The organism is Paenibacillus sp. N22P23 (assembly GCF_059383735.1).
Map to the genome: position 1 here is coordinate 46994 of NZ_JBXENT010000012.1, position 15655 is coordinate 62648.

The 15655-nt window shown below is 47.3% G+C and carries 10 protein-coding genes; 2 read left to right on the forward strand and 8 right to left on the reverse strand.

Annotation, left to right across the window (positions count from 1 at the left end):
• Positions 1-91: 91 nt before the first annotated feature.
• The 7 genes from AC506A_RS28040 to AC506A_RS28070 all read right to left on the reverse strand — a co-directional run bounded on the left by AC506A_RS28040 (position 92) and on the right by AC506A_RS28070 (position 10276).
• The gene (locus tag AC506A_RS28040) at positions 92-1690 is read right to left on the reverse strand and encodes a family 43 glycosylhydrolase (RefSeq protein WP_495464308.1); all 1599 of its coding nucleotides are present in this window, start codon (positions 1688-1690) and stop codon (positions 92-94) included.
• Positions 1687-3615, reverse strand: a complete 1929-nt coding sequence (locus AC506A_RS28045; protein WP_495464309.1) for a DUF8034 domain-containing protein — start codon at positions 3613-3615, stop codon at positions 1687-1689. Before AC506A_RS28045 ends, AC506A_RS28040 begins: the two co-directional genes overlap by 4 nt.
• A gap of 20 nt (positions 3616-3635) precedes the next feature.
• Positions 3636-4535: an aldo/keto reductase gene (locus AC506A_RS28050; RefSeq protein WP_495464310.1), complete on the reverse strand. Its 900-nt coding sequence runs from the start codon at positions 4533-4535 to the stop codon at positions 3636-3638.
• Entirely contained in the window at positions 4532-6469 is a 1938-nt protein-coding gene (locus AC506A_RS28055; protein WP_495464311.1) for a right-handed parallel beta-helix repeat-containing protein, read from the reverse strand. The genes AC506A_RS28050 and AC506A_RS28055 overlap by 4 nt, the downstream gene beginning before the upstream one ends.
• Positions 6470-6578: 109 nt before the next feature.
• Positions 6579-8366 carry a type 2 periplasmic-binding domain-containing protein gene (locus AC506A_RS28060; RefSeq protein WP_495464312.1) on the reverse strand — a complete coding sequence of 596 codons (1788 nt, stop codon included), beginning with the start codon at positions 8364-8366 and terminating at the stop codon, positions 6579-6581.
• Between the two features lie 45 nt (positions 8367-8411).
• Positions 8412-9308, reverse strand: a complete 897-nt coding sequence (locus AC506A_RS28065; protein ID WP_495464313.1) for a carbohydrate ABC transporter permease — start codon at positions 9306-9308, stop codon at positions 8412-8414.
• Between the two features lie 17 nt (positions 9309-9325).
• A complete protein-coding gene (locus AC506A_RS28070; protein ID WP_495464314.1) occupies positions 9326-10276 on the reverse strand; it encodes an ABC transporter permease subunit in 951 nt (316 codons plus the stop codon).
• A 153-nt stretch (positions 10277-10429) separates the two neighbouring features.
• Between AC506A_RS28070 and AC506A_RS28075 the strand changes: the two genes are divergently transcribed.
• Together AC506A_RS28075 and AC506A_RS28080 are read left to right on the forward strand one after the other, a co-directional pair.
• Entirely contained in the window at positions 10430-11986 is a 1557-nt protein-coding gene (locus tag AC506A_RS28075) for a response regulator (RefSeq protein WP_495464315.1), read from the forward strand.
• Positions 11983-13800 carry a sensor histidine kinase gene (locus AC506A_RS28080; protein ID WP_495464316.1) on the forward strand — a complete coding sequence of 606 codons (1818 nt, stop codon included), beginning with the start codon at positions 11983-11985 and terminating at the stop codon, positions 13798-13800. The genes AC506A_RS28075 and AC506A_RS28080 overlap by 4 nt, the downstream gene beginning before the upstream one ends.
• Before the next feature lie 187 nt (positions 13801-13987).
• On the opposite strand, the gene AC506A_RS28085 is transcribed toward AC506A_RS28080, so the two are convergent.
• The gene (locus tag AC506A_RS28085) at positions 13988-15649 is read right to left on the reverse strand and encodes a response regulator transcription factor (RefSeq protein ID WP_495464317.1); all 1662 of its coding nucleotides are present in this window, start codon (positions 15647-15649) and stop codon (positions 13988-13990) included.
• Positions 15650-15655: the final 6 nt, after the last annotated feature.

Consider the following 15655-nt stretch of genomic DNA (forward strand, 5'->3'; position numbering starts at 1 on the left):
ATGTGCGTAATGGTTATAAATGAGACTAATGAGATTTGCCGGTCGCCCGACAATTTCAAAAGGATATAGTGCTCTCATGCATTGCTTATTATCAGAGCGGCTGCATCGTAAAAGAGCTGAATTGAGCAAAACCCTCTGATTCTCCGTATACCCCTTTGGCATAGAGACCAATTCGCGGCGCAGTGAAGCACAAGAAGCGGTTGCTTCGTTCGGGGTACAGAAATTCCGCTGATAATGCGATGCCGGTTGCTTCGAAGACTTGGCCGTCTATCGAATAGAGCAGCGTAATAATCTGTGTTTTCGGCTCTAAACGGATTTTGAGCCAAAGCCGCTCGCCAGGCCGAATAGACAGGCGCCATGTACCAAGCGTTGTCTTTAGCACTTTCACATATTGTCCCACCTCTAAATAGAGGCCTTCGTGCTCTTGGTTCTCGTGCAAGCGTCTGACGTCAAAAGACTGGGCCGCTGTCTGGCCGAGCCCGTTCCGAACATTGAAGAAAAGGAACGCATCGGTGTCCCGATACATCGTCATCCCTGCTTCCTCGCCCCTGCTCTCAGAATGGAAGGCCACCGTGGCCGTCGCCTCAAATCCAAAACTCTGCCAGCGTCTCGTTAATATGAGGGTAGATTGCAGAGAGAATGGGATAAACGGTTTGCAAGCTATCCGAAGCCCTTCGGATGACAATGAATACCCCTCATCAACAGGATGTCGAACCCACTCCCAATCAGGAGAAAGCTCGGTACCGGTTAACTGATCATGGAGATCGAAGGCCGGTTCTCGTGCCACCCCGCTTTGCGGCAGCACTATAGACACGCAGGGTTCACCCGCTTCTCCGACCATGAACCATTCATCATCCGTCCATTGCACCGGCTGAAGGAACGTCTCCCTGCCAAGCGGGCAAAAGCCCCCTGACGTTAATGGTCGACCTCCGAGGTGGAACATCCACCAGTTTCCTTCCTCATCTTGAACAAGCTTGCCGTGCCCCACCCGCTGTATTGATTTCTCGGAGTCACGCTGCATAAGCACAGGATTATGCGGGCAAGGCTCATAAGGCCCCCAAATCGAGCGGCTCCGCGAAAGCGTTTCCATGTGTTCGAAGAAGGTACCCCCTTCAGCAAGCATAAGGTAGTACCATCCGTTTCGTTTCAAGATATGCGGCGCTTCCGGGGCAGCGCCTCCCGTTCCCGGCCACACCTGCTTAGCTTCACCGACGAAGCCGGAACCGTCATGCTTCATTTCATGCACCCAGCCTCCGCCGAACACTAAATAGCGCTTCCCATCGTCATCGTTGAAGATCGACGGATCAATAAAATGATGATTGAGCATAGTCGCCTCGCTGTAAGGCCCTTCCGGTCGGTCGGCCGTGAATAGCAGCGTCGTGCAGCGCGGCTGACCGTGGTAATAGGGAACGACTACCCAGAACTTTCCGTTATAGTACGAGATATCCGGCGCAAATACGCCGAAAGAGTCCGGCATCCCGGTTAGATCGAGTTGACTCTTCCGCGTAATGACATGACCGATTGACTTCCATTTCACCAGATCGCGGGAATGGAGAACTTGAACGCCAGGAAAATACTGAAACGTCGACGTCACCATATAATAGTCGGAGCCTACCCTGACTATCGAGGGATCCGGGTTATCTCCGGGGAGTACTGGATTGAAGACTTGCTGATTTGCATCTATCATCATGACATGCTCCTTCCTCGAATCGGTTGCTCTGGGCTTGGATTTGGCCAAGGCAAGTCGTACGAAGGTTCATTCACGTAACGCTCCATCGATAAACGCAGCGTGATGCCTGTTCCTGCAGGCAGCGAAACGTGCAGCCATTTCCCGTTTACTTCTACGGATCCCTGAACCTCGCCTATCTGGTCGATTATTTCTCCAAGGCCAAAGCTATGCTCGCCGAATACACCTGCCTGAACGATTAACTCCCGGTCATCGAACGAGCTCGTATTGACCAAATGCAGTGTCATGGAATCCGCCTCCAGCTTCTCTACAAGGGCTGAAACTCCGACAGGCAAACCTGGGCGTTCAGCCGTCACGTCAAAATATCGAACGCGGCCATGCTGCAGCCCTCCATGGGAAATATGCATCGGCCCTCCCAAAGTCAGCTGAACAAGACCTTCAAAGTAGAGCGGACACATCTCCTGCCAAATGTGAATGGCGGAGTACATCCCTTCGCTATAATGCTCCGTCCAGCTGCGCGGATCTCCTTCCGGTGATCGCATTTTGGCCAATTGGTTGCCGATCATCTCGAAATTGGCGCTAAGAATTCGTTCCGGATAATCCGGATTGAGTCCGCGGATATATTGAAACCATGGCTGCGTATTGCCAATGTAATGCTTCGTTTCGCGGCCTGTTCTCGGATCTCTTCCGGAAAATGCCGGCACAATAACCTCGTTCCAGTCATGGTCCTTCGCAATTCGCTCGACGCGGTCCAGGTCTTCGTCCGCCATCGACATTGTCCATAGATAGATCGGATATTTGGGCAGCGCTTCTCGGAAGTCCGTCCAGCCGGAGTCAAAATGCTTATAAGGAACCAGCCATTTGCCGTCTTGCTCTCGTCCCAGCTTCCAGTTAGCGTCTAACTGCTCCCTTGCTAACCGCAGCCCATTCATGTCCCCGGTTAGCAACACTGTATTCATGCAAGCGTTCGTCAACGGTTCAATAATGGTCATGAACCCGTGCGGCCAGCGCCAACCGTAATAGCCGCCCCACCATTTGCCGTCATTATACTCTCCGATTTGCCCTGTCAATCCGATGTTGTCGGGAATGATGCCTCCGTTTAAACGTGTCCGTTCCTGCCATGCATCTACATATTCGATCACCCAGTTTTTCAGCTTCTGTTCCCCTGTGTGAAGAAACGCATGCGTAATCAATCCCGTTGCGTTCAAATTAAGCGGAACATCACCGCGGTTCATTCGTTCGTTCATCATTCTGATGATGTGCTTATAGATGCTGTCGTTCGACCAAGCGCATTTCATGCTTTCGAAATCCACACCCGGAATATCCTCATATGGGGCTAAATAATCGTCGAGGATTCCGCGGTGTGTGCTCCAATCCTCCTCATCGACTTCAAAACGAGGTCCTCGGCTCCCATTAAGCGGCGAGCGGATTAGCTTCATATCGGAATCGTAGTTTAGCGCTTCCGGGTCTTCCCCTGTGTACATGCGCGCAAAATTAACGGCGCGCTGGCGGTCCTTCAGCGTCGCAGGCCCCGCCAACCCAAGGAAATAGAGATAGAGATAGCCTTCTCCGTGATGCATCCAGTCATAATAGGCATCAAATTCCCGGTGAAGTTGACCGTACTCTGTCCACTGCCAGGTGATACCGTCCCAGATTTTACGCGAAACTTCATAAAGCTCGCTGCTTCCGCCAAGCACATAGAGTAATGCCAGGTTCATGAAGCCCTCGTAAGGATCGTCTGATCCGTCCATACCCGGCCAATGATCAAACCAAATGAGCGTCCCGTCCGGATGCGTGTAACGTTCGACGAATTCCTTGGCCGCCTTGTTTAAAGTTTCAAATAGCTGCTGCTCCTGAAGGGCCCATTGCGGAGGGACGATGCGTGACGCCGCATGTACTTTAGGCAGCGCGTTTATTCTTGATGGCATTTCAATCACTCCTCTAGGAACTAGTTAAACAATGGCTGACCTTGGAACAGATCATAGACGCGCTGAAGTTCTTCCTCTTCCAAGCCCCTCCCATCGCAGTAGGACAGGTTGGTTCGAAGAGACGTTCGCGAGGATGTTCCCGTTAATGTCACATGAATAGCGGGATGGCTTATGCTAAACCGCATGGCCGGTTCAATAAGGCCCTTTGGCTCCGACTTGCGCAGGAAATGCAGCTGGTCGATACGGCTTTGCGCTTTACGCGAGACTTCCTCTTCCAGAAAATGAGCAGGAGCATCCGCCAGCATGCCCAGTCCCAGAACGCTGCCGTTGATGACGCCGATACCGGTTTCCTGCGCAAGAGGCATCACTTCATCCTTAGCCGTATGGTCGATCAGCATATAACGAGTATAGAATTGAATGGCATCGAAGCTGCCTGTCCTCATATAGTCCATCAGTAGAGGCAGAACGCGCGTCGTCACGCCTGTATAACGAATTTTCCCATCCTGTTTCAGCTTCTCGAGAGCAGGAACAGTTTCGTTCATAATAAGATCGACTGGTTGCGATTCCACATCGTGCAGCTGCAGGATATCAATCCAATCGGTTTGCAGCCTCTGTAAGCTCTCTTCAACGGAGAGGATCGTGCTGTCGTAATCGTAGCGAAGATCCGAACGAACCGCTTTCGATGCTAGAATAACTTTATCTCTACGCCCAACAAGCGCTTTTCCAATTCGGCGTTCGGATTCGCCCATGCCATACTTAGGGGCGGTATCGATAAAATTAATACCTGAATCGATTGACTCGTGAATGAGGCTCTCTACCTCCGCTTCATCCGTCCTGCCGAAGTCGCCTGCAAGCGGTGCGCCGCCAAGGCCGAGCTTGGAGACGCTAAGGCCGGTTTGGCCGAATGTTGTATAAATCATAGCTTTACCTCTTTCGCTGCTTGATGTAAACGAGGAAGATTGCGGATACCATTAGCTTCTATTAACGCGCTGACAGGCTTTGTTTGAATGGGCTCCCACGGGAAATCGCTCTTCAGACCGATCAAGCTCTGATCGATCGGTGTAAAACCGAGCGCCAAAGCAGGCGAGTCCGAACGAAGTCTGAAATCTCCATTCTCGGCATCCACGAAGAGCGGATCCTTGCCGAGTACGGTATGGACATCGTGTCCATAAGCCGCCTTCCAGTTCTCATAGGAGAGATAAACGGTACTTTTATCGCCCATAAGTACATCTGTTGAACCCATCGGCTCGTAAATGAGATTATGATCGAAGCCCGCAATCCTCTCTGGCAGCTCACCATCATAAACAGATGTATAAACGGGATTCCCCGCAAAACCTTCGGGAAGGTGTTCAAAGCCATAAATCGCGGTCGTATTATTGTTGTAGAGGATGTTGCAGCCAAGCTTCAAACCATAAGAGACCTCGGCAAATTCTTGCATCCAGATCGCCCATGTCAGTCCGTTATTCGCAATAATGTTATTAAATACCCGATTCTCAATGCCTTTCTCCATAATGCCGAAAGCATGCCCGCCGTGTATGCCATATACGATGTTATTCGTGACTGTCATGTAATCCGAGCAGTCATCCAAATAGATGCCGCCGAACCAGTTGCGCCAATGGTTGAGATTGACAAAGTCGTGGACGCAGTTATGATCGTATACATTCCCCGTACCTACTCCCCAAGATTCAATGCCTGCTCCGTCCTCGGAGTTCGTCATCACGTTGGAGATATCATTAAACAAGATCTGATTATTTCGGGTATAAAGAAAATCATAGCGATTGTCTCTAGTCACCGGGATCCCATAGATAGATCCATGATTTTCGAGGACTCCGTAACGATCGCCTTTCATTGAAATGCCATATCTCGGCGCTCTCAAAATGCGATTATGAGAGATCTCGTTGTCACCGCTTTGATGAAGCTGTATACCGGAGCCTCGCGTCAGCTCGAATTTGCCGCTGTCAAAGATGAAATTGTTGGATACGATATTGAACTTGTTGACATAAGCTTCTTCTGAAGACAGAAACGGTCCTTGGTCGAAGGACCAACCCGTTAAATAAACTCCGTTTAAACCGGAGCCTTCAATCCAGTTTCCATAAATCTCGTTATGCTGTGCATGCTTGTTGAGCCATATTCCGCACACGCCGGCATTCAAGAGCTTGCAATTCACAACCATAATGGATTCCGCATTTTCCATATAAATGAGACCGTGCTTTGTTTCTTCACGCTCTGCGTTGCCGTTTACAAAATCAATGGAATCAACATAATCAAATTGTTGGATCGTATCCGTTAATTGAAGCCGCAGTCCAATAACTTGAATGTTCTTTACCGGGGTAGAAGGCGAGCTTCCGACCAGCCGGAACATATCTGTCATGGTCGGTGCGGCAATTACCGCGTTCGAGATATCTGCGCTTCTTGGCCAATAGAACAGTTCTCCTTCTTGTGTATCCAAATGCCACTGCCCTGGGCCTGTAAGCGAGCTACTTGCGTAACGAATCCCCCATTCATCGTGTTCGATTAAGGATTGAAATGACCAATTACGACCAACCTTCGCTTTATAGACGCTAAATTTGATGTGCTCCCAGTTTGTAATGCGTTGTCCTCCGTAGAGAATCGGCGTTTCGCCTGGGTAATTACGGTACTGAACGATAAATCCGTTTGAACCACTGTCTCGTTCATCAAGCACAATCTCGCTATCCAGATAATAGATGCCTCCGCGTAAATAAACGACGATATCCTTCGTCATTAGGCTATTAATGGAGCGGACGCAGTCGCGCGCCTTCGCAAGCGTCGCAAACGGTTCTTCTTCCGTACCCGGATTCCAATCACTACCATGAACAGATACGTAATAATTCAAGTTCAACGTCTCCTTCAACCCGTTCTTAAACAGAAAGCGGCTATATTTGGAGCCCGTAGATTCCAAATATAGCCGCGGCACCCATTGCACTTATGGATAAATCAGTCTGTTATTGAACGTGATATTCTGTATATTTGGATGCTTTTGCAGATGCGGTAGCCAGCTCGGTTTGAGCCCATTGGAAGTTTTTATCCGCACCTAATTGTGTTGCCTTATCGATCAGCTCTTGCTTAAGCTCGTTGAATTGCGCATCATTCTTCGCGTATACCATTTTCCATGACATCGTTTTGAGGATTTCACCCAGCTTCTGCTGGATAACCTTGATATCATCCGATGGAGCTCCTGCGAGTGCCACTACGCCATCATCTTGAACAACCGTCAGATTCTTCTTGGCATAGTCATACACATTCAACGAATTATTCGCAGTTGCCCATTCCTGTTCGGCCGACGTCAGGTTTTTCTTCACGAACTGCGACCAACCTTCATGCGTAATCGACTCGTTCGTTCTTGGATCGATGTTCCATTTATTTAGCATCAAGAAGCTTTCATAGCCGGCTGTGGATGGATCGTTCTTCGCCACTTTTTCCAAGTATTCAGGCGCATACTCTGCTTTGCCGTTATTGAGCGTCCATGCCTTGCCTTCGACGCCATTCATTAGCTCAGTCGAGCCCTGTACCGTTGCGGAATAGTTCAACAGTTGGATAATACGGTCCGCATTTTTGGAATTTTTGCCGATGCCGAATACGTAACCGCCACCGACCGGCAATTCTGCTTGTACAAGCATTTTCGCTTCGTCTTTTGGGAACAGCGGAATCATGCCTGCCATAGGATTAGATTTAACGAGATCATTGCCGTTAAAGATCTGTGATTGCCAGCCCCACATTGTCGTCAGTACGCGGCCTTCTTTCGTTTTGCTCTCAGCGTTCGGCCATTTTTGGGAGATCGAATCCGGGTCCAAAATACCCTGTTGGTTCGCTTTATGGAAGAATTCTACGCCTTTTATGTAATCGCTGGAAGGATCAAATACACTCTTAAGTTGTTTGGTAGTTGGATCGTATTCCGTGAATTGCAGCGTTCCCGAGTTTGCGCTGACACCCATGTATCCCGGAATCGTAAAGTCGACCAAGCTCATACTGATGGAATCCCAATCGCTCCACAGCTGCAATGGATATACTTTCTGACCTTTGTCATTCTTCGGATATTCCGCTTGCATCGTTTTCAATGTGCTCAGCAGATCGTCATAGGTTTTCAGTTCAGGAGATCCGGCATTTTTATAGAGATCATATCTGGAATAGAGTGCCATATGAAGAAGGTTCGTTGGCTGACTGACGCCGATTTGCGATGCCAAGCCATACAGCTTGCCTGATCCATCGCTATAGTTGTCTCTCATGTATTGTAGCATCGAAGGCAGATTATTAGTGATGTCGGGGCCGTATTGCGCAACCAGATCATCGAGGGACATCAGAACGCCTGCCTTGACAGCGCTTTCGAATTGCTTTTTATCCTTGAACTCGATCAGATCCGGCATATCGCCGCTTGCCATGATTGCGGAGAGCCTTTCGTCGAATTTATCGCCGGCGAAGATATGATCGATTTTCAAGCCGAATTTCTTCTCGAAGATCTCTGTTGAAATCTCATCGCTCTGAACGCCGGAAAGACTGCTTGGCCCAATCAACGCCGAAATTTTGACCGGTTCAAGCGGCGCCTTCTCCTCAGTTGCAGTCGTCGTGTTATTCGAATTAGCCGCGTTCGACGTGTCGTTCGAAGCCGTATCACTCTTCGTATTTCCGGTAACATTACCGTTATTCCCCGTGTTCGAGCTACCACAGCCAGCCAAACTTGCAGTGAGCATCGTAGCGATTGTCACCGCCGCTAAAGCTGAAACCTTCTTCTTCATTCTTGTGTGCCTCCCCATTTGTATACATGCGTCTATATTGTAGTTCTACCCTTTCACTGCACCTAGCATAATCCCTTTGGTAAAATAACGTTGCATAATAGGATAGATGCAGACAATCGGGAGAATAACAACCATGGCAATCGTCATGCTGACCGCGGTCGGTGTGAGCGTGAAATTCGAGGCCGATAGGCCCGCTCCACCGTTAACCATAATTTTGCTGGCTAACGCATCCGCTTCCGACATGAACTTGTACAAGACAAATTGCAGCGTATTCAGCCGTGAATCTGTGATGAGAAACAAATTATCGCGCAGGTTATTCCATTGATTGACCGATTCGAATACGGCAACCGTGGCGAGAATCGGTTTGGACAGCGGTACTAAGATGCTCCAGAATACCCGAAATATACCGGCTCCGTCGATTTGCGCTGACTCCTCCAAGGCGCTCGGGATGCTCTCCAGAAACGTCTTGATCAGAATGATATAGAACGGAGCAACGATGTACGGAATGATATAAACGGCGAACGTATTCATCAAATGAAGGTTTTTTATGTTGATAAACCATGGAATCAAGCCTGCATTAAAGTACATCGTGACCAGCACGAACCGATATAGAAATTTCCTCATATACATGTGAGGCTTTGTGAACAAGAATGCAAGGAATGACGAGCCTGCGAGCGTACAAGCTGTACCGACAACCGTTTTGAGAATCGTAACCCACAGTGCCATGCCAATTCCGTCAAGCTTGAGAACTTGAATATAGTTCTGGATATTAAACCCCTTCGGGAATACGACCAGCGCCCCGGAAGCTACCCATTTGTTGTCGCTCACCGTGAGCACAAAGATGTAATACAAGGGAAAAATACATAACAGCGCGAACAGGATAAATGCCGTACTATTGATGAAGCTGAAGCTGAAGCTCCCGAATGATGCCTTTTGTTTCATGATGGGCAATCCCCTCTTTAAATGATTCCTTCTCCGCGAACCTTCTTCGAGGCAAAGTTCACCGAGAACAAGAGCGCAATGCTGACAACCGACTTCAATATGCCGACTGCCGTGGCAAACGAATAATTATAGCCTGACATGCCGTTTCGTATGCCGACATTGTACACATAGAGATCGAGCACCTCGATGGAATCGGTGTTCAGTGCGTTCTGGAAAACCAAGTACTGATCGAGGCCGTTATTCAAGAAGTTGGCTATGCTAAGCATCATCAGTACGAAGAAGGTAGGCATTAAATGCGGTACCGTGATGGACCACATGATCCGGAACCTCCCGGCGCCGTCGATCCTGGCCGCTTCATACAGCTCGTTGTCTATCGAAGTAACGGCGGCTATGTAAATAATGGCTGTCCAACCGATCGTTTTCCAAGCCAAGTACGCCGTTTGAGTCAACCAGACATGGCTCGAACTAACCAAGAAGCTGATCGGATCTTCAATGATATGAAGCTGTATCAGCAGCTTGTTGATAAAGCCGTCGGATTCCGAGAACATGGAGAATGCAAACGCATACACTAACGGCCAGCTTAAGAAATTCGGAAGCGTCGTCAACGTTTGAATGGCTTTCTTCAGCGGCTCAAACTTCATCTCCACGAGGAATAACGCGAATATTAGCGGCAATACTTGAACGAGCAAGCTTAAGAAACTAATGCCTAGCGTATTCGACATAATCCGCTTCACTTCGTCGACCGTGATCGGATCGCTTAGAATCATTTTGAAGAAGAAGAAGCCTTTGAACTCCGAATCGAACAACTTATGGCCGAGCTTGTAATCGAAGAATGCATACAGCCATCCGTATAGAGGCAAGTAGTTGAATACGAATACCAGCGCAATGAATGGCGTGGCCATGTAAAACAGTTTCTTGCCTTCCTTCGCGGAAACGGTTACAGTTTTACTGCTTGCTGTGCTGCTCATGGTTGAGTGTCACCTCCCTTGACACTAATGGTAACGGAGGTGGAGGATGTCTCTCAATTGTCAAAACTCTCAATCGAACTGTCAAAACTCTAGAGCCTTTTCACACGATCATCATTTGTGCTATCTTAGATGCTAACTGGAGGGACCTGTCACATGTATAACGTGCTGATCGTAGATGATGAACCGATCGTAGTCGAAGCATTGAGGAAATCGACCGTTTGGGATGATTTTGGCCTTGATGTAATTGGGGACGCTTACAACGGAATTGAAGCCCTTGATTTGATGGAGAGACACCAGGTCCATCTTCTGATTACGGATGTTCGTATGCCGCAAATGGATGGAATCGAACTCATTCGCAGCATCCATCAACGTGGATGGGACATCAAGATTCTTATCCTAAGCGGTCATGACGATTTCTTATATGTGAAGCAGGCCGTCAAGCTCGGTGTCGAGAATTACATGCTGAAACCGCTGGATAAGAACGAATTCGTTGCAAGCATTTCAGCGATAGTCGAGAAGCTGCAGGATACCACGAACCGTCAGATCGGACTTGCCGAACAATTGAATGCATTTCGCGAGAACATCCTGCTTCGATGGGTTACAGGTTCTATCTCTCGAGCCGAATTGCAAGAGAAATCACAAATCGCTCAAATCGAGCTGAATCTCGATTGTTTTCGCATTGCGTTAATTAGAGTACTGAGCGGCGAAGATAACGCACAGAAGCACAAGGTTGCCTTATCGATCCGCGATCAACTGGCTCAATGGTTTAACCACAATACGCTGCGTTTGTCTTTCTGTGACTCCTCCTTCGACGTGGTTGCCATATTCTCTGAACCCACCGAAACAAACGGCGGCTCTCCACTTCTAGGGCAGCTAAAGCTATTTCTTTCCGAGATTAAAGCTCGAAATGACCTCCAAATCTTAATCACGATCGGGCAACGGACAACCGATCTGCTTGGCGCAGATCTCAGCTATCAGTCCGCCAAAGAGCTGCAAGGCTATAGTTTTCTATTGCCTCCAAACAGTCTGATCGATTCCGACGATGATACGAAGAACCACTCCGGACAAGAACAGCTACCGAGCTTTCCTTATGAAACCATCAATAACCTGATCTTGGCCGGAAAGAAAGAAGAGTGTTTGGAATTAACGCGGGCCGCGTTAGAAGGTCTACAAGACGCATCGCATCTCCCGCTTTCACAGTTCAAGAACGCATTGCTTGAGCTGCTGTTTCAAATCGCCAACACGGTAAAGAAATCCGTTGTTAATCCGCTACATGTACCGGAACAGTTCAAGCATCTTTACCTTCGATTCGAGTCCTCTACCAGATTTGATGACTTGGCAAAGCTGGTTTATGAAACCGTTGCACTCGCTTCGGATCTCTTCGGCGATAAGAACGGCACTGCCAACGCGACGATAAAACCGATCTTGGACTACGTTTTGCAGCATTCAAATCAAGATTTATCGCTAAAGACGTTGTCCTATAAATTTAATATCAATGCGTCTTATTTGGGTCAGCTGTTCCGGAAAGAAACCGGGATCTTGTTCAGCAGCTACCTGAACCATCTGCGAATCGAGAAGGCAAAGGAACTGCTATTGCAAACCGACATGAAAATGACGGACATAGCAGCCAAAGTGGGTTACTTGGAACCAAGCCATTTTTATAAAATTTTCAAAAAGGCGACCGGTGTGTCACCGGCAGAATTCAAATGAAAAAACGGATACGCATCAAGCTGTTTACCCGAATCCTGTTGCTCTATATTCTGGTTCTATCCGTTGCCCTCTATATTTTCACAGGGTATGTGTCCAGAAACTCCTACGCATTACTGAAGGAAGGACAAATCGGAATCCATCAGCAAATTATCGCAGCGCTGCAGAATACGATGAACGACCGTACGAAGACGATTAAAGACATCCTGCTCAAAATATACGATGACGAACAGTTATTTGCTTATATCATGAGTATGATGGACGTTACAGACCAGTTAGGAACTGTGCCCTTAGACTCCTATGAGAGAAAGAACATGGCTTACAAACTCGAAGACCTATTAAGCCTTGACCCTAACATTAACAACCTCATCTTCTATAACAGCCATTCACAGAAGGCCTATTTGTATATGTATGATTTGGACTATGCCTTCTTTGACCATACCGAAGCGATCCTGCAGAACATTCCCCGACTACGGGACTCTTCACAGGAGAGCTTTATTGTTCCTGCCCATCCGGGGGAATACGTGGCCTCCCAAGCATCCAAGAACTACTTTGACGTCGCCAGTAACTTCTACTACCCGAGCTCCAGCCTCTTTCTTGGTCGGTTCATTGTAGAATTCGGGATGGACGACCTGCAATATACCATCAACCAGTTTGGCAAAGACATGAAAGGCTATCTGCTCGTGTTAACGCGGGATGGAGAGGTTGTGTTCGACTCGTCTTCGACCTATTATGGGCGAAAATATTCCTACTTCGAGCAGCTCCGCCAATCGTCGGATTCCGTGATGCTGGCCGAGGACAGCATTGTCAGAATGGCCAGCTCCGATAAAGACCCTTTTATCTATGCTGCCGTATTGCCGAAATCAGCATTGAAGAAGCAGCTGAATATTTTTAACAACTCCACTTATATCGCAGCCATTATTCTGTTGCTCTTCATCTTCTCGGTTTATTTTCTTGTGACTAGCATAATATCCAAACGGGTTAACCGGATCGTCAAAGCAATGAGCAAGACGGTTGAAAGCAATTTGGCTTACCGGATCCCTCTGAACAATAAAGATAATGAATTCGAACAAATAGCCGTCCATTTCAACAAGATGTGCGACAGCCTGCAGGACCATATTAATAAGTCTTACGTTTACGAGCTGCAGCAAAAAATCGCGGAGATGAAAATTCTCGAGAACCAGATCAATCCGCATTTCTTGTACAATTCGTTAGAAGCGATACGAGCAAGACTGGAGATCGACGGGAATGACGAAGGCGGAGAAATGATTCATTCGCTCGCTGCTCTCTTCCGGGCATCGCTCAAAGCAGATTCAGTCGTCACCCTGGCTGAAGAAATCGACTTATGCAACATGTACCTCAAAATATTCAATGCGAGATATCAAAACTTCTTTCACTACGAGATCGAAGTCGAACAGTCGATTATGGGGTACGGCATCATTAAATTGATTCTCCAGCCGCTTATCGAGAACTATCTCATGCACGGCTTCGACCGTAAGCGTCAGAACAATCTGCTTACGATCCAGGGTTATAGCGATGAGAATGATCTACGTATCACAATAGCTGATAACGGAAGCGGCATTGGACCGGAGAAATTGAATGAGATCAGGCAAAAACTGACCCGCTCTTCACAATCTGCCGAAAGAGGAAGCATAGGATTGTACAACGTTAACGAGCGGATCAAGCTTTTGTTTGGAGCAGCCTACGGATTGGAAATGGAGAGCTCCGAGCTCAAAGGAACGACGATTATCGTTCGAATCCCATGCAGACAACCGCATGAGATCAAAGCGGCCCAGCTCGAGATTGGCAACGTTTAATAATGTTGCCGAATTTTGTAGATAATTAGAAATTTTTGGAGAAACCAAGCAGATATCGATATAAAAATACAAAACCCCTTTTCCTCCTCTAAAAAATTGAAGGCAGGCGATCTTAAGATCACCTGCCTTGGAACCATTTTAATAAGAACTAACTCAGAGATACTACTGCATTTTACTTTCCACTTCGTTAATATTTATTGTTCGCTTCAGAAACGAAGATGGCAGATGACATCTTTCTTCTAAACTCCTGAGGTGTCATCCCATTTTGATTTTTGAAAAACCGAATAAACGCCATACTCGATTGATAGCCAGCTTTCGTTGCGATATCTTGAATTTTAATTTTGTTACACTTCAACAGTTCCTTCGCCGTTGTATTACGAATATCCGCAATGTAATCAGATAGCGAAATCCCCGTCTTCTGCTTATAGAATCGGGAAAAATAAGAAGGGTTAAAGTTCACCTGTGAGGCCAGCATAGGAAGTGTCAGATCATCAGCCAAATGTGCCTCGATATACGTATGCACCTTATCGATCCACTCTGGCGAATTCTCGCTTGCCATGGTTCGCTTATACTCGAAAATGGAGGATGCAATTTGCCTATATTGCTGCTGCAGCTCTTCCCAATATCTGTTACCACTAAGGTGAATTCTTTTATATAGATCTAAAGCCATGTCCAGCTCATCCGTCATTTGGCAAGCCATCATATTCGATACAAAAACGGCATGAAGCGCATGAAGGCATTCCAGCTTGTGCAGCCGAAACGTCGAATCCTCTAATAGAAAAGCCTTCAACTCATGAAACAATTTATTAAAATCAACTTCGTTTCCACTCGCTAAATAATTGTCTAACAACCGAACTTTATACAACTGAAAATAGTTCGTACCGCTCTCATTTTTGTCCGATTGTACTGTAGTTTCGCTAAGTGCTCCCGCTTCAATCATTCCCAAAGAAATGTCTGCTCCAAGGGCGATATCACTCTTCAAATTCTCAAAAACATGACGAAACCCACTCCATCCTGCCGGTAAATCGTGCAGAACAAAAGCGATCTGGATATCCAGTAATTTTCGGCATGTTTGGCGAATCGGTTCCAACTTGCTGCGAATGAAGGAAGCTGTTTCAGGCCCTTCGTAAGCATCGCCATCCTCTTGAATTAGGAGTAGAAACTGAGAATCATTACTACTACTAATCAATAAACGGGCACAGTCCCCCGTATATTGCTCTATAATATTTTGAACAGTGGCGAGCAGCCCAGCCTGATCCTTCACACAGTCCCACTCTTTAAAGTTCCCCATCACCATCTGCATAGGCAAATCAGCTCGAAGTGAGAGGTTCATCCCCACCAATGCGTTAATTAGGTCGGTCTCATTCGTTTTCTCTTCGCTTAGCAACTCCCATACATAGGCTTCCCGTGGAGCTGTATCGGCCAAAGTCGTATGCCTGTCCGTACCGTGAATTAAAGTTCTTGCGACGTTTTCTTCGTTCAGACTAATAATTGCTTTTTCAACAGTCCGGACGATTTTGTCATCCCCTTCAATTTTCAAAATATATTCAAAGCCACCGAGCGAAATCGCGCTGCGCACATAAGCAAAGTCATCGTAAGCCGTTAGAAAGATCACTTTGCAGTTTGGCCAACTCACCTTAATCTCCTTTAGCAGATCAATGCCTTGCATGCCGGGCATTTTGATGTCACTCAGCACGATATCAATCTTTTCAGTTCTCAGAATGTCGAGTGCCTTCGTTCCTGAATATGCCTTATACAATTTCAAGTTTAAATGCGTCATGCCTTGCAGCAACTCCATCAAACCATCTGCTACAATGGGCATATCGTCAACGACGAGCAATCGATACATCTGATT